Here is a 19,968-nt window from a genome sequence, read left to right on the forward strand (position 1 = left end):
CTCGCTACAGCGCTGTTGAGGGCGCTCGCGAGCGGCTTCGCTATCGCCGACCTACACCACGCGGTGGGACACGACCCCGATGTCTGCTTATGGGCAGTGGCAAGGTCGCACTCTACGGCCGACATGGGGCGCGAAGCGGTCATCCATGGCTCCACTACGGGAGTCTGCTTCGGGTCGAGGGTGCGTTTCCGAAACGGCTCTGTAGCGGCAGAACCGGACGTTCAAGGACCCTGCTAAAAAGTAGCGGGCTTGCTTCGGGCGGTTAAGGCCAGGAGCGCCTCCGAAAGACGTTTCTTTGCCCGTTCGACCCCGTTCTCGTCGATCGCTTCGACATCGAGGAACAGGTCGAGGCCAGTCGCGTGCTCGCTGATGACCTGAGGGCGCTGTGCCAGTTCACCAAGGAGGCCCTCGACTTCATAGGGGACAACCTCCCGACTGATCCCCTTCATGGCGATCGGCGCCAACGGACGCGCTCGGACAAGGTCGCGCACGAGCGCATAGGTCTCATAGCTAAGGCAGATGCCGCCAGGTTCGGCAATCGATTGCAGGCGGGCCGCTAGGTTCGCTTCGGCCCCGATGATCGTGTAGTCCATGCGATCATCGGAGCCGAAGTTGCCGACATTGCAATAGCCCGTGTTGATGCCCATGCGAGCTCGGAACGGCTGCTCAATTCCTCGATCACGCCACAACCTGTTCAGCTGCTCTAGCCGGCGCTGCATGTCGACAGCCATGCGCAAGCAGGCCCTCGCGTCCTCCTCGACACCCTTTGTCTCGGGGTCTCCGAAGAACACAAGAAGTGCGTCGCCGATGAACTTGTCGACCGTAGCCTCGTGCTTGAGCGCGATCATTGACATCTCGGTGAAGTACTCGTTGAGGAGTGCCGTGAGGTCCTCAGGCTGGAGCCGTTCCGCGATCGCGGTGAAATCTTTGATATCTGAGAAAAAGATTGTGAGCTTCTTGCGCTCGGTCGCGATAGTCACGTCCTTTTGGCCGCTGAAGATGCTTTTATAAATTTGAGGCGAGAGATATTTGGCGATCTTCAATGAAATTGCGGCGAGAAAGTCGTTTGCCTCGGCGAGTTCCGTGTTCATGCCGTGAACCAAGGCGGACTGCCGACGCTGCAGGAAAATGAACGTTAGACCCGCCGCAGCTGCGAAGCCGAAATACAGAAGCAGATACTTGAAAGAGAGGACGTTGGCCCCGATCGGCTGGGCGACCGATATCTCCTGGATACCTCGGACATCCCCCACCTTCCAGTCTGTCTTGGGGCTGTCCGGGTGCGAGTTATGGCAGTTGACGCAGACTTGTCCCATTACTACGGGAGCCGCCGCGCGAACGTGCCGGTCAAGCAGCGAACCCGAGGCTTCGATGATGGGCTCACTTGGATTGGCGCGAAAGGCAGAGATTGCGTTGCGCTCGAATGTGTCTAGCTGGTGGGGCTCGCGGCCTTTGAAAGGTAGGTCCGAGACGAAGCGATATTTGACGGACCCGTCGTGGGCGCTGATGCGCTTGCCGAGTTCGATTGAGAGGGTTGCTGGGATAGGGATCGCACCTGGCACGTCCCTGTAATTGTGCGTCGCGGTCACGGCGCCGTCTGCTTTCAGGACCCGTCCCACGACGTCGCTGCCGTAGAATCCGCGCATGTCGTCGATGATCCGGCTGATTTCGCTGGCTTGCGTGCGCAGCATGCGTTCCGACAGATCTCGGAGGTCGAGCCAGGCCGCGACGGGCAGACCTATAAGGCCGACGACCACTGCCGCAACCAGGAGCGGTCCCATGGTGCGTTGCTCACGCGCAATCTGTTCACGCAATCCAGCCATTGTCCAGGTTACCGCCCACCCGTAATCCAATACCTGAACTATACCTTCATTCGCGGCTCGCTACCAGCGCCAGTGGCTCGGTGAGAACACGATGGGGCCGGAAGCGGACTTGCGGCTTCGAGGCCTGGAATGTGAGAAGCGGACATTCAGGCGCCCCCCATGCATCGACGTGAACTGACCCATTCCGGCCGTCGCGCCGTTTCTTCTGAAGGTCGCGAAAGGGATGGAAGCCGGACTACGCACAAGCGCGCTTTGTGTTAGACGTTTCGGCAACCTCTTCGAGACGTTCGCAAGGCGCTTTCCCGATCGGCCGGCTTCGCAATGCGCTAAGCGCCTGACCTGATACGCCTAAGACGATGGCGCTGCCATTGGGAGATCGCCCGCCACGGAGCTTCGCTATGAAACGCAAAATGGCTGCCCTTATGGTCGGCGATATCGTCGGCTATTCCGGAATGATGGAGCGAGCCGAGGAGCAAACCGCGGAACGCTTGGCTAGCCGTCAGGCCCTCATTTCGGAAAAGGTCAATCTGCTCGACGGCCGGGTTTTCAAGACGACGGGCGACGGGGCCCTTGCCGAATTTCCGAGCGCCGTAAACGCCGTGCGCAGTGCATTCGAGATCCGCAGCGCGCTTGCAGGCGCACAAGAGCCCGACACCGGACCTTTCAGGATGCGGTTCGGTCTCCATATCGCGGATGTCGTGGTGCAGGGCGATGATCTGGTCGGAGACGGCGTCAACCTCGCGGCGCGCATACAGGCGGCAGCCGAACCAGACTCGATCTATGTGAGCGGTGCGCTCTTCGATCATGTCCGCCGCAATTCTGCGTTCATATTCGACGATATGGGCGAGCGGGCGTTCAAGAACATTACGGAATCGGTGCACCTCTATCAGGTCCGCGGCGAGATCGGAGCGCATCGGCTGCAGTCGGCGCCGACGCAACTGGTCATCACGACGGAACGGTGGCCGGCATCGGTCGCGGTGCTCCCTTTCCGGGTTTCGGGCGACGACGAGAACCAGCGCTATCTCGCCGAGGGCCTCACCGAGGAGCTTATTGTCGAACTGGGGCGGTTTCGGCGTCTTGCGGTCAGTTCGCGGAGTGCGAGCTTCGCGGTTGCGGACTGCCACCCGGATCCGGTGAGGGGTCGGCGAGGCTCTGGGCGTTCGATATGTGCTTGAGGGGCAGGTGCGCAAGATCGGAGAGCGGGTTTCGATCAGCCTCACGCTGTCGGAAACCGACCAGGGGACGGTGGTCTGGAGCGACAAGATCCAGCGTCCGTTCGAGGAAATCCTCGCCTTGGTTGATGGAACCATCGCGAGGATCGCCGCGACGGTATCCGGACGGATGGAGGACGCAGCCATGGTGGCGGCGCGCCGAAAGCCGCCAGAAAACATGACCGCCTTCGACTGCCTCTTGCGCGGGCTCGATCATCACCGCCTGGGCGGCGTCACCGACGACAATGCCCGCCAGGCCGTCGGCTGGCTTTCAAAGGCGATCGAGGCCGATCCGCACTACGCGGCCGCCTATGCGTGGAGGGTCTGCGCAGCGTCAGGGCTGCCGGGTTTCGACCCCGAGCAAGGTCGACGGGACATTTGCCGCGCGCTCGAGCTTGACCCCTGCGATGCCGAGGCAAACCGGATCATGGGCGCGTTTGAACTTATGGGTGGCAACTTCGACGAGGCACTGGCGCACAGCCGCAGAGCAATGGAATTGAACCCGACGGATGCCTACATCAAGGCAAGATGCGCCGCGATCTTTACCTTTGTGGGCGAAGCAGAGCGTTCCTTGCGTTTGCTCGACGACGCCGAAATGCTTGATCCATTCCTTCCTGTGTATTGCGTCGAGGAAAGGGGCGTGGGCCTCCATTCGCTGGGCCGCTATGCCGAAGCAATTGAATCCCTCGGTAGGCTAACGTTTCAGACCAACAGATCGCGCCTCTATCGGGCGGCTGCACTCGTAGAACTCAACCGAGTCGACGAAGCCAGTCGGCTCGTTAGAGAAGCTGTCGGGGGCAAGCCAGATCTTACGGCCTCCGCCCTCACCAGCGGCGAGTATTACCGCGATCCTGAGAAAGTTCGGGAGCTTGGCCGCTTGCTGAGAAAAGCAAGTTTGCCGCCATAAGGTCACTGAGCGACCGTTTGCTGGTAACGACAACCCGTTCGACAACGCAGTGGATGTCTCAATGGCTCGACTCCGGCCGTTTGCGATCGAAACAGGGAATGGCGGGTTGTGGCGCATTCAAGCCGTGCGTTGGTTCGTATCTTGCAACGCCGGTAGCATCTGCCAAGGATACGCGATCCTGATCCGATGGAGCACGGGATGCCAAGCCAAATGAGAAAGCTGACTTTGACTGCGGACCATGTCGCGCGGGTCCACAAGGTCGTTCAAGACCAGGGTTTGACGGCAGGTGCCGAGCTACACACCGATGCTGACTACGACCGCTGGGTCGAGCAAATGATCCGAGCTCATCCGGCCCCGAAGGCACCGACCCGCCTATTCGCTTACGGCTCGTTGATCTGGAAGCCGGAGATCGAGCACATCGGTGAGCAACTAGGCGCTGCTCGGGGTTGGCATCGTGCTTTTTGCTTCCGCATGACCCGTTTTCGGGGCACGCCAGAGCAGCCCGGCCTTATGATGGCCCTCGATCGTGGAGGGCAATGCCGGGGCGTCCTGTACGACCTACCAGAGGACAACCTCGAACGCCAATTCGGCAAATTGTTTCGACGCGAGTTCACCTACAAGCCGGCCAATAGCATGCCCCGCTGGATCACGGTCGAGACCGCCTCGGGAGCCACGCCGGCGTTGACCTTTGTTATGAACCGCGCCTCGCCTCTTTATGCCGGTCGTCAGTCACTTGAAGCAGTTGCCGATGTCCTGGCCCGGGCCTGCGGTCATTGGGGCACCGGGGCCGAGTACTTGCTCAACACGGTTTCTCACCTCGAAGCCAAGGGATACGCGACCGCAACCTCTGGCGACTTCAACGCCTTGTGGCAGAGTTGATAGAGCGAAACCCGGCGGAGCGGAACGTTCTTTGAGCCAACGGAGCGCACATCTCTTCAAGCGTCTGCAGTTGGCGCTCTGTGCTCGTTGCGGCCGACCGATTCAAACGGCAGGGCCTAACCCATCTCGGCCATTCGCGGCATAGTCAGAATGACTGAGTTTTACCCTAGTCTTCCTCCCGAAAATCCTGCAGCGAGGCATGGCGCAGATTCTCCTCGCCGCGGAGATGCTTCACGCGGCCGATCAGCACCGGCTTGACCCATTGCGTCGCCGGCCGTTTCATCCCGTTTGGCGGGCTCCTGCATGCTCCTGCACCCGTTTCCAGAGCCGTTCGCGCAACTCCCGGTTCAAGGTAATGAAAGCCGAGCCGACATAGCGTCCGTGCCGCGCTCGGCCATGAGCGCGAAAGCCGGCTTGCCTGCCTCGCGCTCGACGCCAAGAAGTTCGTATTCGTCGCTCGAACAGGCCTTGGTCTTCAGCCAAGCCGTGCGACACGATCACGATGGCGAGGTGACGCTTGTTCACGATGACGGGACCGTCACGGTTCGGCTTCACGGCTACGATGTTCCGGTGACGACGCGCGGGGAACGCCTCGCCGAAATACCGGACCTCTCCACCGCGTCCGCCCTCGGCAATCGCGACAGCATGCTTGGCTTTCGACACATCGACACCGACGTAAAAAACGTTATCTTGCGCCATGGCCCGGCGTTCTTCGCTTGGGGCTCGGCTCGGCACTCCCGAGCAAACCCCGTTGCTAAACAGCTGCAAAAACTAAGGGCGGGCCGCCGCTCAGACCACGGTCATAACGTCTAATAGCCATCGCAACATTACCCGCCAAATCGTCCTTGTTGCGCCAATATTTGACGAGCTTCTTTTCATACAGCTTTCGGAATCTCTCGAGTTTGGCCTTTTTCTCGAACTTCGACCTTTTCCGCGGCCCAACGCCACGGTAGGCACGCCTTGGGCAACGGCGTACCCGTACTCCATCTGGGTGTAGCTCTTACCCTTCAACTCTGAGCCGTACCGCTCTGCTACGATGAGTACGTAGTAGTCGCTGTCATCGATGCGCCGCTTAATGTAATCCCATTGAGTGTCGTCGCTGGCTTGGAATGCCGCCATCCCCACAGGAATATGCCCGAGGTTAAGAACGGCCTCGATGACCGACCGTTTTTCGTCCACCAAATCGGCGTAGGTCGAGCTGACGAAGATTTGGTATTTAACGTCCATGCGGCTTCACCCTTCGATCCGCCCTTGTAAGTCTGCAAGCAGGCGTTCCGTGCCCGCATCAAGAAGCCCAGTCATGATTCTTGCAAGGGGTGAAGCGATCAAAGCCCGACCCGCGCGCTGGCACGCTAGGTTGCCCGGTTTGCCGGAAGGAATAATCACTTGCGGCCGAGGAGTATGAAACGTGCGGTGCCCCCCGCCGCAGCGACAGCCTTCGCTATTCCTTCTTGTCGACCAGCGCCCGTAGTGCCGAGACGTCATGCAGCAATAACCTGCTGCCGCGCTTTTCGATCAGGCCTCTCTTGGCGAGGTCGCTCATTTCGCGCGAGACCGCTTCCCTGTGCGTGCTCATCGTTGCCGCCAGCTCGGAATGCGTCGGTGCCGGGCTTATGGACACCTCGCCGTCCACGAGTGCGGCTTTCTCCGCCCGATGCAGGAGCTCGACGATCAGCCGTTTTCGCACGACCAGAGTGCTGTATTCGAATACCCGCTCGGTCATGCGCCGGAGCTGGGCAGACAGATGCTCAAGCAGCATCCAGGCAAAAGTCGGGTGGGTCATCACGATATCCCGGAATGCTGTGCCGGACAGCCGTGCAGCGCGGGTTGCCTCCAGCGCGACTACGCTGGCAGAGCGTGCAATCCCGTCAATGCCTCCGAGCTCCCCGAAAATGTCACCCGGTTCGACATCGCGATACGCTATCTCCCTGCCGTCCGCTGAAACCAGTGTCACGCGAGCCCGTCCTTCCAGCAGGAAGAAGACATCGCGACCAGTGTCGCCGTGGGAAATGATCAGCTCGTTGTGTCGATAGCTGCGCTCGTGCCACCGTTTGGTCAGCGCGGCGAGGTCGGCATCGCAAAGTCTTGAGATGAAGGCCGGAGAGCCTGTCACAACAGCCTCTTGTTCAATCAGGTGTACTTCATCTTACTCCCTATCCAAGGAAATTTGATGGCCGCAGGCCCCGCTTTCCGGAAAGCAAAACTGGGAGCGGATTTTTCCAATGTTTTCCCCGGTGTGGGAATTCCCACAGCCGAGCCTGGTTCGACTGTCATATCCTTGTTGCAACGTCAGGCCCGCCGGCTCGTGCGCAAGCCGGCGAAAGGAAAGGGAACAGTCATGAAATTCTTGGCTCCCGTCACAAAACTTGCTGCCGGGTTTCGCAAATTCGTCGCGCCGCGCTACCGCCCGGAGCTTTATTACATGCGTGGCCCGGGGCCAGCCACCGCCCGCCGTATGGGCACGCGGCGGCAAAACCAATCCATCGACCACTACGCCTAACTTGCCTCGCGGACGGCTGACGCTCTCGCCCGGAGTGCCGTTCGCACCGTTCCGTACCGGTCAATTCAGATCAATGAAGGTACGATCTGATCATGGTTATAATTCATGCTGCCGCCATTGGTCCATTTCGCAGGTGGTTACGCCTCCGCGCCGAGGGAAAAGCTCTCTTGTCGGCAACGGACCAGTTGAGCCGTTTACCCGATGACGTTCTTGGCGACATCGGCATCTCACGTGACGAAATCATGTGCGCTTTGCGAAGCCGCGCCATCCGTCATGCGGAGGCAGGCGCGGCCGGCACGACGATCGAGCGCACCAGGATCGCTTCGGCCTCGATCCCGAAACGGTTGGCCGCCGGCAGTAGCTACGCCTCGGCCGAGATCCCCTTTGGCTGGTCCACGAGCGCGCGATCGAGCCTTACATCGCGGCTTCGACAAGCAGCGGCGCGCGGACGGGACCTTCGAACGGCACTACACCTGCGACCCCAAGGACTGAATGTTGACCGACGGGAACTGGGGAGGATCTCAAAATGATCATGTCAGTTGTTAAGTCCCTCGCGCTCGCTCACGCTGACATGCCAATCAAACAGCTGAAAGACGTCTATTTGGATTGCGAACGGGGAGGCCGCCGGTGCGCTGGGGACGGAAGACGTGATGTGCTGTTCGATGCGCGAGTTCCGACTAGGCGCGCGATAGCAGTTTGCGCATAATCAACGATGCATGGCCTTCTGCACCGTGCAACGCGGCCACTTCGAACCATGTTTGCGGTAAAAGGCCATTGCCCGGTCGTTTCCCTCGAGCACTTCGAGTGCGATGCTCAGGATGCCGGAATGGGCGGCAAAGACAGCGTGCAATATATTAGCGGCTAGCCCGGTGCCGTACTCGCTTTCATCGATATGGAGCCGGTCAAGCATGACGTCGCCGGCTTCATTCATCTTAGCCATCGCGTAGCCGGCAATCGAGCCGTCTGGCCGTTCTGCCACGAACGACATTTTGTTGGTGTCTGTCAGTTCCGCCGCAATCCGCTGCAGCGTGTGATCTTCATCCGAAATCAGGGCCGCGGTCTCGGCACCCATGATTGGCGAGTACGTTCTGCGCCAAGACTCTCCAATGAGCAGCGATACCGACGGCACGTCCTGCTCAGTCATGGCTCTGATTTGCGTCATCGATAACGTCCCCTGCCGGTCAATTATAGCGTTGCCGGACGGGCCGCTCAAATTCGGAGCGGCGGCCTACCGCCGCTTCATCGCATGGGGGTCACGTCGTTCCCTACATCTACCATCAGGCATGGTCCGCAGGTCGACTCCTACCGATGAGCTAACGTCCGCTCTGGAGAAGCACCGCGAATGTCTGAACATGGCGCTAGTTACCGGTTCGGGCCGCCGGCTCAAGCGGCAAAACCTGACCCGTTCGAGACCTTCATTCTCGGCGTTGCGAATGGCAGCAACGCGCCAAATGTCGGCCATTGAGGTGATCTTTGCTGTTGCCCGATAGCAGACGTTGCCGGCGATTACTCTGGACATCGTCGTTGCGCCAATTCCGGACGTTGATCAGGCTTCTCCGTTGCAGACATTCGAGCTACGGCTGGAGCTACCGAAGCCAGCCGTTGCTACCAAGTTTGGGTGATCCTCCCACGCGTCGACGCGAGTGAAGGGCGGCCTCGTTTCAAACTGGCTCCACGATAATCTCCGGCCAGGCCACGACATTGAAATAGAAGGGCCTGTCGGACGGTTCAATTTCGACGACCTGCCATGTGAGAAGCCGCTCTTTCTTTCGGGCGGCAGCGGCATCAGTCCCGTCAAGTCGATGCTGCGGGCGCTAACGGACCGGGCATCTGGCCATGACATTCGTTTCATTCACTGCGCCCGGACTGCGGACGACATCGTCTTCCGCTCCGAATTGGAGGCGCTCGCCGCGCGATTCTCCAATATTGATGTAAGCTTCGTCTGCAGCCAGGAAGGTTCGGCATGGCAAGGCCCTATGGGTCGGATCGACGGCCCCATGCTCCTGCGGCTGGCTCCCGACCTTCACTAGCGCACGTTATATCTCTGCGGCCCCGAGCCCTTTATGCGAACGGTTCGGGCCTGTCTCGCGGAGATCGGCATCGCGTTCTCGCAGTATCACGAGGAAAGTTTCGGGGGCGCGGTGGGCAATTCCATGCCTCCGCAATCGGCTGTCGCTGGCCCAACGCGCGTCCGCTTCGCCCGGTCTGGCGTGGAGCATCTTTGTGCGCCCGGAGAGATCCTGCTCGATGCGGCGCACAATTGTCACCTCTACATCACCAAATTGTGCAGACGGTGCTGGCTACACCTTGCACACAGCGAACGAGCAGGTCGGCTATGCGACCTGTCGTACGCGGTTGCTGTATGTCAGCGAACCCTTCTCGCCAAAGACTCGACGGGTCTCAAGGATTGGACGCTCCTGGAGAGCCACTCGCAAGTATGAAGGACGCTCACGCCAATCATTTCGAGATGGATTTTGCCCAGCGGGAGTTCATTCAATGTGTCGTCGATCTCGGCACTATGTGTCGGATCAAGCTCTCCATGAATTCTCAATGTCCTGAATGCCGCTTCAGGAACGCCCGACCGATCTCGGATTTCATCGACACGCTGCTTGGAAGGAGGAAATGCTTCGAGAACTGTGATGTATCCCATCAGCATGATCGGGTGGTGATGGTTCAGCCAGTAATATTGCGAGCCAACGAGATTGGCCAACTGGGGCGAGGGCACAATCGAAAGCGCACAGTCCACATCGTAACCTGCTGATGCAAGATCCTCGAGCGCCCAAGCATCGTGGTCCCGCTCATCTTCGATATGGCCGAGATAATAAGCACCCAACCTTCTCGCCAAAGGATCCGTTGCCGCCAGCTTTTCACAGACTTCAGCCCCACGGCCCATCAACGGCACTGAGGCCCGCATCAGCTGGTGAAGCAAGACAAGGTAGGGTGGGACGACCTGTTCCAGCGGATCGTGGCTCCACAGCTTCTCGAACGCAGCCTCGAGCGGGCCGATACAGAGAGCGACTTTGGTCCTGACGCTTTCACTGTTGGCGATGGACATACTTACAACCTTCATGAGAGGACATAACGAACTGAGCGCTCATGAGCCGAGGGGGCCAAGCCGTCGAACTCCCGGCAAACTCCCTCCGATTCGCCTTGGCGTTCTGAGATGTGACCCATTCTGCTGGAACTCGCGTGCACATTCAACTCGTCACTTCGGACGTTATCAGCGTCACTACTGTCGGCCACGACGACACCTGCCCCTGAACGAGAATCCTCCGCAGCGCTCAGGCAATTCCGATGTATTATGACCTGCTAATAATGACTGGACAGTTCCAGGAGACCAATTACAATAGCGCTCGATATCTTCGCATTGCTGCTTCACAGACTGTTTCCAGATCGCGAGATTCAGGGGGAACCGATGCCGGATTTTGCAAAGAATTTCCAAAGCTTAAAAGACAGCGGGGTAATCCCCGACATCCAAGAGAACATGTTGCCGCCGAATGTTCACGATGTGATTTCGAACTTGAGTCCTGATGAAATAACGGTTCTTAAAAAGATCGCGGAAAGCACCGGGTCTCATCTCACCTTACACAACAAAGATTACCATTTCGCAGTTTGCGGCTTGTAAGAAGGCTGAGGCACTGACGTCCCGGCTTAGCACCTGGCCCGCCGCGAAGGCAGAGACTTTCGGGAAACTCTCGCCACAAAGCGGAAGAGTTTGCGACCTTGGCTTCGTCGAAGAGTTGGTTGAAGGGATACCGGACCGATTGCCAATAACACGCTTGGCGGATATCACGCCCCTTGACTGCGTGGGCGCGCCGGTGTTCGCGGCGATTTCGCCGCTCGCAAGCGACTTGACGACCCATTTGGGGAAGGGGCCGGACCGGCGATCGGCGCGGATCAGCGCGATCATGGAGGCGGTAGAAAGGGTCGCGGCCGAGCGGATTGCTGCTCCCTCCCGCTGTGCGAGCTTCGAGCAGCTTCGCGCATCCGGTGTCAACGTCGCTGATCCTCTGGATTTCGATTTGCCGCCGCGGACCGCTTACCAAGCGAACCTGGAGTTCGAATGGGTCGAGGCCTGGGATCTATACGGTTCCCGGCCGATCTGGATCGCGGCCGACCTCGCTAGGACGCCGCCCAAGCAGGGAATATTGGATCATGTCGATACGAACGGACTGGCCGCAGCCGCTACCTATGCGGAGGCGCTGCGCCATGCGCTCCTGGAAGTGATAGAGCGAGACGCTGTGAGCCAGCATCAGTTCTTCGATCTGTTCGGGGATGACGGGCGCGTGCCACCCCACAAGGCGAGGATCGATCCGGACTCGATTCCAGAGTCCTGTAAGCGCTTCGTCTTGTCCGCGACCGAAGCCGGCATGGATGTCGTTCTTGAGGACCTGACCAGCGATCTGGAAATCCCGGTCGTCGGCTGCATGCTGGTCGATCGCGCCTTCCTGACCGAGCATGGCCCGATCACGCATGTCTTCGGTGGCTGGGGAGCCGACCCAGTTACAGAAACGGCCCTTCGGCGAGCGGTTACCGAAGCATTCCAGTCGCGTGTTGGCGTCATTCAGGGCGCAAGAGACACTTTCAACGGCCTGTCCGCAACGGCTCGGCCGTTCACGCTCTCGGCAAGACGGCATCTGCTCTGCAAGGCGCCGATGGTCCCGTTCTCTGCGCTTCGAAGCAGGGCGTTCGACGATCTGGAATCCGAAACTGACTATATTCTCGATCGGCTGGGATCGGTGGGCATCCGGCAAGCAATCGCCGTGGACATGAAACGCGACGATCTAGGCATTGCAGTCGTGAGGGTCAGGGTGCCTGGCCTCTCCGCCTTCGTCGCGGACCGCCATCGCGTCGGCTGGAGATGTGCGAGACACCTCTTGTGATGCATGAGCTGCCGCCGATCGTTTTCATTGGGCCAACGGCGCCGCGAGAGGATGTTCTCTCGGTTCTGCCCGACGCCCTGGTGGCGCGGCCCTGCCGGCGCGGTGACCTCTATCGCTACCGTATCCTCAAGCATTCCATTTTTCTCATAATCGATGGTGTCTTTGGCGGCTCACTCGCTGTTCCCCCGCGCGAGGTCATTGATGTCATCAAAGACGGAGCTGTCGTCATCGGAGCTTCGAGCATGGGCGCGCTGCGTTCCGCAGACTGTTACCCGGCTGGCGCGCTGGGGATTGGCATCGTCTACCGCCTATACCGGCGGCGCGCGATATCCTCCGAGGATGAAGTCGCCGTCACGTTCAGGGAGGATAGGCCCTATCCGTCGCTGACAGACCCGCTCATCAATATCCGTGTTGCATTGCGCCGAGCCGTGAACCTTGGCGTGATGACGACAGCCGACGGTGTTTCCATCGTTGCAGCTGCCAAATCAACGCATTACTCTCATCGCACATGGAGCGCGGCGTTCAAGGATGCCGGGGTCATACCTCCCATGGCGACGCAAGAGTTTCTCAAGGGGGCCGACGCAAAGCGGCAGGACGCGAAGCTGGCGTTTCGCAGGCTCGAAAAATGGTTGCGGACGGGGGCTTTGCGACCACAGCCGCCAAAATATGGGCCTGGACTGTTCGGATTGTTGGACGAAGGGCGCGAGCGTGGGCCTGACCCGCTCGACGGCACCAAAATAGATGCAATCCGAGATGATCTGGTGGCGTGGATCGTGGTTTCCGGATACATTCACCGCATGCATCTGCATGGACTTTCAACACAAGAAATCACCAGCAAGCTGACGGTCGAGCAGGCAAATACGCTCTGGGCCGCGATCAGCACTTCCTTCGACTTCGACGCCGCTCTTACAGGATTCAACGTATTCAATCGAGCGGTGAGGGAGGCACGGCGACTCGGGATTTCACCTGAGGCGAGCGACCTTCAAGACGCCGAGCTGGAACTTGCGTGCGCCCACCAAGTCTCGTGTTGGAACGAGCTGGCGACCAGTGGGAGATTGTCGACGCCGGACTTGGCGAAGCAGCGGGACCTGCACGCCCTGACGAAAAGCTTGAGACGCATCCTCTTTCCGCCTGCAAGTGCTCAGGAACCTATGGAACACCAACCACAATGGGAACGCAACTAACCAGCAACGACGGCTTGCAGAGTGAAAGCGTCTGCATGCTGTTCACGGACATCGAGGGGTCGACAGGGCTCGTTGACAGATATGCCGATGTCTATCCATTGATGTTGTCGCGGCACCATGAGCTGCTCCGAAACGCCATCGAGTCGCATGGAGGAGAGGAAGTCGGGGTTGCCGGAGATTCCATCTTCGCGCTGTTCCCCGGCGCGGACCTGGGGGTTCGGGCAGCGATCGACGCCCAAATTGCAATCAGCAAGGAAAAATGGGCTAAGGGGTGCGAGCCCAAAGTGCGAATGGGTTTGCACGCTGGCACGGTGCAGCGGCATGAATCCGCGATCGTGGGCATAGAAGTACATCGCGCGGCTCGAATAAGTGCAGTTGCGCACGGTGGGCAGATTGTGATTTCGCATGCCGTCCGTGATGATATCTCTCAAAGTGCAATTCAGCCGGGCATGCACATCCGCGACCTTGGCTTCCACCGCCTGAAAGATCTGCGCTATCCGGAAGCGCTGTTCGACCTGGTGGTTCCAGGACTGCCCAGCGATTTTGCGCCCATCTCGTCGATGGGTGCAAACAGGACGAATCTCGCTCTCGAGCCGGAGGCATTCTTCGGAAGGGACGCGGACGTCGAGAAGGTCCGGCGACTTATCCTCGAAAGCGGGCGCAGATTGGTCACACTCACCGGCACGGGCGGTTCTGGAAAGACGTCTCTTTCGCTCGTGGTTGGCAGGTCACTGATACAATCCTTCGCTCGTGGCGTATTCTTTGCCCAGCTCGGCAACATCCACAGTGCAGATTTGATTCCGTCTGCGATATGCCAGACGTTAGGCATACAGGAAGTAGCTGGACTTTCTGCGATCGAGTCCCTGCGCAACTCGATCGGCGATGCGCACTTGTTGTTGATTCTTGACACGTTCGAGCAGGTCATTGCCGGTGCCCCGACCGTGACGTCGTTGATGAAGGAATGTCCCCATCTTGCTTTCATTGTCACCAGCCGGGAGACCTTGGGCGTTCGAGGTGAGACGGAAGTTGTCGTGGGACCGCTGCCTCTCCCCGATGAAAGGGCCCCTTTCGACGAGGTTTCGCAGAACCCCTGTGTACGGCTCTTCGTCGACCTGGCCCAGCGAGAACGTCCAGAGTTTAGGCTAACGCCCGACGTTGCCCGTGAGATTGTTCAAATCTGTCGGCGCCTCGACGGTTTGCCCTTGGCGATCGAGCTCGCTGCTTCGCACATACGCGTGCTGGATCCGGCCGCACTCTCGCGGCGGCTTGTCAGAGGTCTGCACAGCCTCAAGCACAAGGTGAGAGATGTCGACCCACGCCACCGCACCTTGCGGGCGGCCATTCAATGGAGTGAGGATCTTCTGACGAAGGACGAGCGCGAGGCGTTCCGGAAGCTGTCTGTCTTTGTGGGTGGGTTTGACGTGGCGGCGGCAGAATATGTGATGGCTCCATGGTGCAACGGTGATGAGGCCGTCGAACACTTGGAGTCTCTTCTAGCAAAGAACCTGGTGTATCAGAATGTGACGCTCGGGAAGCCAAGGCTCCACTTGCTCGACACCATTCGAGAGTACGCCAGCCAAGGCCTGAGCCAGTCGGGTTCGTTGCAGGATTGTCAGGCGCAGCATGCCCGCTACTTTGCCGCCCTCGTCGCGGACGATGCTCCGAACGTGATGCGGCACAATCAACGGGATTGCGTCGAACGGCTTTTCCAGGAGACCGGCAACATAAGAGCTGCTCTTGAATGGCTGATGAAGCAGTCAGACGCGGACGGGACGGCCAAGCTATTTTGCGCGCTGAAGTGGTTCTGGATCTCCCGTGGCCAATTCTCTGAAGCGAAGCGGTGGTCGAAAGTAGCTGTGGCGCAGGCTCGGCACGTAGGAGAGGCAGGTCCGCTCGCCGAGATATTGGATGCAGCAGGTTGGATCAGCTACATGTCGGGCGATCCTGCAAGGGCTCACGAATTGTCCAATGAAAGCCATAGGCTCTGTCTGGAGCTTGGCAATCAAGCCGGTGCAGCGAGTTCCGGCATTATTTTGGGCATTGCCAAGGTGACGTTGGGAGAAGATCTGGAAACCGGTCTCGAACTGATAAGCGGGTCGCTGGAACTCTTCAGGGCCTTGGGCGACGACTACGGGGCCGTGGTGGCGTTGATCGCTTTCGGCGAAGGGGCCCGTTCAGAAGGCGACGAGAAGACGGCCGAGAAATACTATCAGGAAGCTCTTTCCCTGCTGGAAGGTCTCGGGGATACCTACTGGCCAGGTCATTTGTTGCAGAACCTGGCTCATTTCAGGCTGCACCAAGGAGACTGGAAAGAGGCAGCCAGGTTGGCCCGCGACGCCTTGGCCATCAGCGAGAGGTACGACTACCCGGTGGTTGTCAACCTGGCGACTGCCGCTGTCAGCGGGGTATTCCTGGCAAAGGGAGCCGCCAAGGAAGCTGCCTGGATCATCGGTGCCATCCAGGCGCGTTTAACGCGATTTGGAGCCCGGTTCGAGCCGACCGACAACGCCGATTTTCAGAAGATTATATCGGTGACCCGCGAAACACTTGGTGAAGAGCAATTTGCATCCTGTGTTTCGAAGGGGTCGAGCGCTTCGTGGGAGGATATTCTAGCTCTCGCCCGGTCGTGCAGCTAGTCGGCCTCGAACACGCTGATCTCGGCGGGTTGGCCGGCGTGATCGGTCCCAAGGCACGGCGCCCTCGCAAGACGACAGTCTGCAAGCAGAACAGCGCGTTAGGACAGGGCTAACCGGGGCGTTTGCTGAAGGCGTTAGTAAACTTCACCTCGCCATCGCCGCCGACCGCTTCGGCGAATACCACGTCCAAATAGTCGTCCGTGACATGCACCACGGCAAAGCCGCCCATGAACGCGGCTTTCGGCTTGAAGAGATCCAATCCGCTGTGCTGATAGACCATGGCGGTTTCGTGCTGATGGCCGTGGAAAAATGCCGATGACATTGTATTGCGCGAGAAGCGACTGCAGCGCCTGGCGCTCTGCATCGCTCCACCAGTGCGGCGCGCCGGACCCGTCGTCGTCGAAAGTCCGCCTGACGGGACCCCATCGTTCCGTCGAGAATTGGTCCCAGCCGTAATGTTGGAACAGCACGACTGGCCTGCCATCGGCAGCGTAGATGGCGAGGTCGTTCTTGAGCCAGGGCAGCCCGCTGATTGCGCCTTTCGTGGTGTCACCCGCGAAGCGGTGCGCCTGGACAAGATGGAGTCCGCCCCAGTCCCACGAGTAACTGTCGGACGCTACATCGTAATTTAACACCGGTACTGGCGGCTTGAAAAATACCGTCGTGCGGTGATTGAGTTCGACATAATCCCGCAGTTCTCGCCGATACCAATCGACATGAGGCGGTGGACCGTCTTAATCTAGGTCGTGATTTCCAAGACCGGTGTAAACCGGATCGGGACCGATACCCTGCTGGTAGCGCTGGCGGAACTGGCGAAGCTGTAATCCCTCGCCGGGCGTCGCGACCTGACCGCCCCCGTCATCGGTCATGTCGCCGCCGATGATCACGCCGAGCGGCTCCGCGATCTTGTGCCCCGCACCCGCAAGTCGCGTCGCGGCCCCGTCAATTCGGGCTTGGCCAACTCTCGCCGGAAATGCGATTGATGACAGCGATGTGACGGAGGAGGCTTGCGTCGGTCTTGCCCTCATTCGCGCAATTGGGGTTCAGGCCGCTGGCCATGCGGCAGGCATGCACGTCACTGGTAAAGATGAATGTTGCGTCGGTTCGGGGCCGTTGTGGCGCAGCCTGGCCCAACGAGGCATTGGGGAACATGGCTGCTGCGCCAAGGCCGAGCAATTGCATCACGACGGCGCGTCTGGATGGAGGATAATGTCCGTCGCCGCATTGGTTCATTATTTATCGTTCCGACTTACGAGTTAAATCGCATTGGGTTGAAGCGAAGCGACGTGAATTTGTGCCAGCCCTCATTTGGTCACATCTACGGGAGCCTGCGACGACTCGTGCCCAGTGTATCCAGCAGCTTTCCTCAAGCCCACTCAAATACAGCAGTCTGTCCTTGCAGGCGGCCGGACCTCCGGAAGGGCGCCGAGATCGCTCTTGATCTGCGCCGTATCCACCTCCTTGAGAGTGGATCCGGGCTCAGCGCGATCGTCCGGATTGGAGAAATGTCGTGACCGGAAGTGGCGCGACCGAGCCGGCCGGGCATCGGCTCGATACCGCGATGGAGCGTTCTACGTCTCAATCGGGTCAGTCAGGGGCCTCGGACCTACCGGATCGAATGTCCGCTATCGCTTTTTTGGACGCCAGAAACTGCCGGTCGGCAAACGGCGCCATTGCGGTCATCCGCGAGTATGCATCTGGCTGACTGGAATTGGCGCTAGTTGCCCATTCCGGTGGCCAGCTCGAACGGTAAAACCTGACCCAATCCGGACCTTGCCGCGCCGGATTCCCTTCCCGAAAGCGGACTTCGGGCGCAATCAGCACTCATGACCCTGAGCAGACTTCCTGGAACCGTCTGCCTTCCCGAAAGCAGACCTTCGCCGAAACCGGCACGAATGGCGGGCTCGACCCATCGCAGACCTATGTCGTCGGCCCCTGAGCAATGTTCGGAATGATGCCCATAGCAGCCAATGGACATCGTGGCACAGCACAAATACCATCGACGGAGACTGCCCTAAGGCATCATCTAAATGGCCGACGAACGCGCCAAACGCCGCCTTGCCGCCATCGCCGTCGCAGACGTCGTCGGCTACTCGCGCCTCATGGAGGCCGACGAGACGGGAACGCTGGCGGCGCTGAGGGAACGGCGGAAGACCGTCCTGGAGCCGATTGTGCGGGACCATGAGGGGCGCATTGTCAAGGTCATGGGCGACGGCGTGCTGGTGGAGTTCGCCAGTGCGGTCAATGCAGTTAAGGCGGCGCTGGAATTGCAGGAGAAAATGGCCGAGGCCAACACGCTTTTGAGTGAGGATCGACGCATCGTTCTGCGTATCGGCATCAATCTTGGCGACATCATTGGCGAGGGATCGGACGTCTATGGCGACGGCGTCAACATAGCCGCGCGGCTGGAGACGCTAGCGGAGCCGGGCGGGATCTGCGTTTCGGCAAAAGTGCGCGATGAGACCCATGGCCGACTCGAGCTTGCTTTCGAAGACATTGGTGAGCAACAGCTGAAGAACATCGCCAATCCTGTGCGTGTATTTAGGGTCGCGGCTTCAGCAGCCGTCGGTCCCTCGTTGTCCCTTCCCGACAAACCTTCCATTGCCGTCCTGCCGTTCACCAACATGAGCGGCGATCCTGAACAGCAGTATTTTTCCGACGGCATCACCGAGGATATCATCACCGAACTGTCGCGCTCGCGTTCGCTGTTCGTCATTGCCCGGAACTCGTCGTTTCAATATCGCGACAAAGGCGTCGATGTGCGCCGGGTCGCGCGCGACCTTGGCGTTCGCTACGTCGTCGAGGGCAGCGTCCGCAAGATGGGCAGCCGGATTCGCATTACGGCGCAGCTGATCGACGCCGTTCCAGGCAACCATCTGTGGAGCGAGCGTTTCGATCGCGGCATCAAAGAGCTTTTCGACGTTCAGGACGAGTTGACACAGACCATCGTCGCCACTGTGGCTGGCCGTCTGGAGGACGCCGAAATCAGGATGGCCGCAAACAAGCGGACCGACAGCCTACCGGCTTATGATTGTCTGCTGCGCGGTATCCAGCATTTGCGCGGCTATGGTTCGGACGATAACCGTCTCGCTCGCGAATTGTTCGAGCAGGCCGTTGCTCTCGATCCGCGATATGCGCTGGCCCATGCCTACTTGGCCCTAGCGCTGCTGGTCGAGAACCATTATGGCGGTGCGTCCGATTCCATCAAACAACGTGCATTGGACATTGCCACGGCTGCAGTCCGATTGGACCCGCGCGACAGCCGATGTCACACGTTCCTCGGACAGGTCTACCGATTTCGTGACGAGTACGATCTGGCAATATCGCATCTCGAGCGCGGTGTGGCGCTCAACCCCAACGACGCCATCGGCATTGTTCATTTGGCCGGAGTGCTCGGCGTCTCCGGTCGTGCCGAAGAAGGCATCGAACTCCTCCACCGGGCCATCAGGCTCGATCCCTATTTGAACTTTTTTTGGGGCACTCTTGCCCTATGCCTGTATCCGTTAAGGCGTTACGAAGAGGCCTTGGTGGCAAGCCAGAAGATCGGGCCCACCAAGTCTCCGTGGCAGATGGCGCGCGAAGCAGCCTGCCTGGCACAGCTTGGACGTCTCGACGAAGCTCGCGCCAAGGCTGCCAAAGTGCTCCGACGCAAGCCGGGTTTCAGCGTGCGGGCGGAGATGCCGCACTACAGATATCCGGCCGATGCGGAGCACCTGCGCGAAGGCTTGCTGAAGGCAGGTCTTCCCGAATGAGGTTGAACGTCCGCCTTGCGTCGCCTCCAGTCGCAGCGTGAACGGCCGCTATTGAGAAACCCTTGAATGACTGGTTGTGGTACAACCGAGCCGGGCTCGGATTTTACCGCTACGGAGCGTTCTAGGTCTCAATCGGGTTCCTCCAGTCACTGCAAAGATCGCGAAGCGTCGATCGGCACGCTCGTGCTCTGTGACA

Annotated in this window: 17 protein-coding genes and 1 pseudogene; 11 read left to right on the plus strand and 7 right to left on the minus strand. The window is 59.5% G+C overall.

Annotation, left to right across the window (positions count from 1 at the left end; genetic code table 11):
- Positions 1–233 precede the first annotated feature (233 nt).
- The gene (locus AC0L2C_RS11440) at positions 234–1,820 is read right to left on the minus strand and encodes an adenylate/guanylate cyclase domain-containing protein (RefSeq protein WP_023798997.1); all 1,587 of its coding nucleotides are present in this window, start codon (positions 1,818–1,820) and stop codon (positions 234–236) included.
- Between the two features lie 398 nt (positions 1,821–2,218).
- On the opposite strand from AC0L2C_RS11440, the gene AC0L2C_RS11445 reads away from it, so the two are divergent.
- The 3 genes from AC0L2C_RS11445 to AC0L2C_RS11455 all read left to right on the plus strand — a co-directional run bounded on the left by AC0L2C_RS11445 (position 2,219) and on the right by AC0L2C_RS11455 (position 4,817).
- A complete protein-coding gene (locus AC0L2C_RS11445; protein ID WP_473523400.1) occupies positions 2,219–2,995 on the plus strand; it encodes an adenylate/guanylate cyclase domain-containing protein in 777 nt (258 codons plus the stop codon).
- A gap of 7 nt (positions 2,996–3,002) precedes the next feature.
- Positions 3,003–3,938: a hypothetical protein gene (locus tag AC0L2C_RS11450; protein ID WP_128248499.1), complete on the plus strand. Its 936-nt coding sequence runs from the start codon at positions 3,003–3,005 to the stop codon at positions 3,936–3,938.
- Positions 3,939–4,148: 210 nt separating this feature from the next.
- The gene (locus tag AC0L2C_RS11455) at positions 4,149–4,817 is read left to right on the plus strand and encodes a gamma-glutamylcyclotransferase (RefSeq protein ID WP_473523401.1); all 669 of its coding nucleotides are present in this window, start codon (positions 4,149–4,151) and stop codon (positions 4,815–4,817) included.
- A gap of 279 nt (positions 4,818–5,096) precedes the next feature.
- Here AC0L2C_RS11455 and AC0L2C_RS11460 read toward each other — a convergent pair whose 3' ends face one another.
- The 3 genes from AC0L2C_RS11460 to AC0L2C_RS11470 all read right to left on the minus strand — a co-directional run bounded on the left by AC0L2C_RS11460 (position 5,097) and on the right by AC0L2C_RS11470 (position 6,930).
- Positions 5,097–5,516: a hypothetical protein gene (locus AC0L2C_RS11460; RefSeq protein WP_287241048.1), complete on the minus strand. Its 420-nt coding sequence runs from the start codon at positions 5,514–5,516 to the stop codon at positions 5,097–5,099.
- Positions 5,517–5,606: 90 nt separating this feature from the next.
- A complete protein-coding gene (locus tag AC0L2C_RS11465; RefSeq protein ID WP_473523402.1) occupies positions 5,607–6,044 on the minus strand; it encodes a DUF4062 domain-containing protein in 438 nt (145 codons plus the stop codon).
- A 214-nt stretch (positions 6,045–6,258) separates the two neighbouring features.
- Positions 6,259–6,930: a Crp/Fnr family transcriptional regulator gene (locus tag AC0L2C_RS11470; protein WP_091600388.1), complete on the minus strand. Its 672-nt coding sequence runs from the start codon at positions 6,928–6,930 to the stop codon at positions 6,259–6,261.
- 57 nt (positions 6,931–6,987) lie between these two features.
- On the opposite strand from AC0L2C_RS11470, the gene AC0L2C_RS11475 reads away from it, so the two are divergent.
- Positions 6,988–7,317: a hypothetical protein gene (locus tag AC0L2C_RS11475; protein WP_287176254.1), complete on the plus strand. Its 330-nt coding sequence runs from the start codon at positions 6,988–6,990 to the stop codon at positions 7,315–7,317.
- A 706-nt stretch (positions 7,318–8,023) separates the two neighbouring features.
- Here the strand turns inward: AC0L2C_RS11475 and AC0L2C_RS11480 are convergent.
- Positions 8,024–8,479: a GNAT family N-acetyltransferase gene (locus AC0L2C_RS11480; RefSeq protein ID WP_287240924.1), complete on the minus strand. Its 456-nt coding sequence runs from the start codon at positions 8,477–8,479 to the stop codon at positions 8,024–8,026.
- Positions 8,480–8,659: 180 nt separating this feature from the next.
- On the opposite strand from AC0L2C_RS11480, the gene AC0L2C_RS11485 reads away from it, so the two are divergent.
- On the plus strand, positions 8,660–8,782 hold the full coding sequence (locus AC0L2C_RS11485) for a hypothetical protein (protein ID WP_287240925.1): 123 nt from the start codon (positions 8,660–8,662) through the stop codon (positions 8,780–8,782).
- A 178-nt stretch (positions 8,783–8,960) separates the two neighbouring features.
- Positions 8,961–9,347: a ferredoxin reductase domain-containing protein gene (locus AC0L2C_RS11490; RefSeq protein ID WP_473523403.1), complete on the plus strand. Its 387-nt coding sequence runs from the start codon at positions 8,961–8,963 to the stop codon at positions 9,345–9,347.
- A 335-nt stretch (positions 9,348–9,682) separates the two neighbouring features.
- Here AC0L2C_RS11490 and AC0L2C_RS11495 read toward each other — a convergent pair whose 3' ends face one another.
- Positions 9,683–10,372 carry an iron-containing redox enzyme family protein gene (locus AC0L2C_RS11495; protein ID WP_023801609.1) on the minus strand — a complete coding sequence of 230 codons (690 nt, stop codon included), beginning with the start codon at positions 10,370–10,372 and terminating at the stop codon, positions 9,683–9,685.
- A 360-nt stretch (positions 10,373–10,732) separates the two neighbouring features.
- Here AC0L2C_RS11495 and AC0L2C_RS11500 point away from each other — a divergent pair, with 360 nt between their 5' ends.
- The 4 genes from AC0L2C_RS11500 to AC0L2C_RS11515 all read left to right on the plus strand — a co-directional run bounded on the left by AC0L2C_RS11500 (position 10,733) and on the right by AC0L2C_RS11515 (position 16,020).
- A complete protein-coding gene (locus AC0L2C_RS11500; protein ID WP_031255812.1) occupies positions 10,733–10,942 on the plus strand; it encodes a hypothetical protein in 210 nt (69 codons plus the stop codon).
- 139 nt (positions 10,943–11,081) lie between these two features.
- Entirely contained in the window at positions 11,082–12,200 is a 1,119-nt protein-coding gene (locus tag AC0L2C_RS11505; RefSeq protein ID WP_287137047.1) for a YcaO-like family protein, read from the plus strand.
- Positions 12,200–13,384, plus strand: coding sequence for a TfuA-like protein (locus AC0L2C_RS11510; protein WP_287225847.1), 1,185 nt, complete (start codon positions 12,200–12,202; stop codon positions 13,382–13,384). Before AC0L2C_RS11505 ends, AC0L2C_RS11510 begins: the two co-directional genes overlap by 1 nt.
- Positions 13,369–16,020: an adenylate/guanylate cyclase domain-containing protein gene (locus AC0L2C_RS11515; protein WP_473523404.1), complete on the plus strand. Its 2,652-nt coding sequence runs from the start codon at positions 13,369–13,371 to the stop codon at positions 16,018–16,020. Before AC0L2C_RS11510 ends, AC0L2C_RS11515 begins: the two co-directional genes overlap by 16 nt.
- A gap of 109 nt (positions 16,021–16,129) precedes the next feature.
- On the opposite strand, the pseudogene AC0L2C_RS11520 reads toward AC0L2C_RS11515, so the two are convergent.
- Positions 16,130–17,202 (minus strand): annotated as a pseudogene (locus AC0L2C_RS11520) (metallophosphoesterase).
- Between the two features lie 848 nt (positions 17,203–18,050).
- Between AC0L2C_RS11520 and AC0L2C_RS11525 the strand changes: the two are divergent.
- Positions 18,051–19,772 (plus strand): adenylate/guanylate cyclase domain-containing protein, encoded by a 1,722-nt coding sequence (locus AC0L2C_RS11525; protein ID WP_287364040.1) that lies wholly within the window; start codon positions 18,051–18,053, stop codon positions 19,770–19,772.
- The last annotated feature ends 196 nt before the right edge of the window (positions 19,773–19,968 follow it).

This window comes from Mesorhizobium sp. WSM4845, assembly GCF_055811455.1.

Bases quoted from the DNA above. Each gene is read 5' to 3' on its own strand.
- AC0L2C_RS11440 (WP_023798997.1), bottom strand. From the start codon at position 1,820: ATGGCTGGATTGCGTGAACAGATTGCGCGTGAGCAACGCACCATGGGA.
- AC0L2C_RS11445 (WP_473523400.1), top strand. From the start codon at position 2,219: ATGAAACGCAAAATGGCTGCCCTTATGGTCGGCGATATCGTCGGCTAT.
- AC0L2C_RS11455 (WP_473523401.1), top strand. From the start codon at position 4,149: ATGAGAAAGCTGACTTTGACTGCGGACCATGTCGCGCGGGTCCACAAG.
- AC0L2C_RS11460 (WP_287241048.1), bottom strand. From the start codon at position 5,516: ATGGCGCAAGATAACGTTTTTTACGTCGGTGTCGATGTGTCGAAAGCC.
- AC0L2C_RS11465 (WP_473523402.1), bottom strand. From the start codon at position 6,044: ATGGACGTTAAATACCAAATCTTCGTCAGCTCGACCTACGCCGATTTG.
- AC0L2C_RS11475 (WP_287176254.1), top strand. From the start codon at position 6,988: ATGGCCGCAGGCCCCGCTTTCCGGAAAGCAAAACTGGGAGCGGATTTT.
- AC0L2C_RS11480 (WP_287240924.1), bottom strand. From the start codon at position 8,479: ATGACGCAAATCAGAGCCATGACTGAGCAGGACGTGCCGTCGGTATCG.
- AC0L2C_RS11485 (WP_287240925.1), top strand. From the start codon at position 8,660: ATGTCTGAACATGGCGCTAGTTACCGGTTCGGGCCGCCGGCTCAAGCG.
- AC0L2C_RS11495 (WP_023801609.1), bottom strand. From the start codon at position 10,372: ATGTCCATCGCCAACAGTGAAAGCGTCAGGACCAAAGTCGCTCTCTGT.
- AC0L2C_RS11500 (WP_031255812.1), top strand. From the start codon at position 10,733: ATGCCGGATTTTGCAAAGAATTTCCAAAGCTTAAAAGACAGCGGGGTA.
- AC0L2C_RS11510 (WP_287225847.1), top strand. From the start codon at position 12,200: ATGCATGAGCTGCCGCCGATCGTTTTCATTGGGCCAACGGCGCCGCGA.
- AC0L2C_RS11515 (WP_473523404.1), top strand. From the start codon at position 13,369: ATGGGAACGCAACTAACCAGCAACGACGGCTTGCAGAGTGAAAGCGTC.
- AC0L2C_RS11525 (WP_287364040.1), top strand. From the start codon at position 18,051: ATGGCCGACGAACGCGCCAAACGCCGCCTTGCCGCCATCGCCGTCGCA.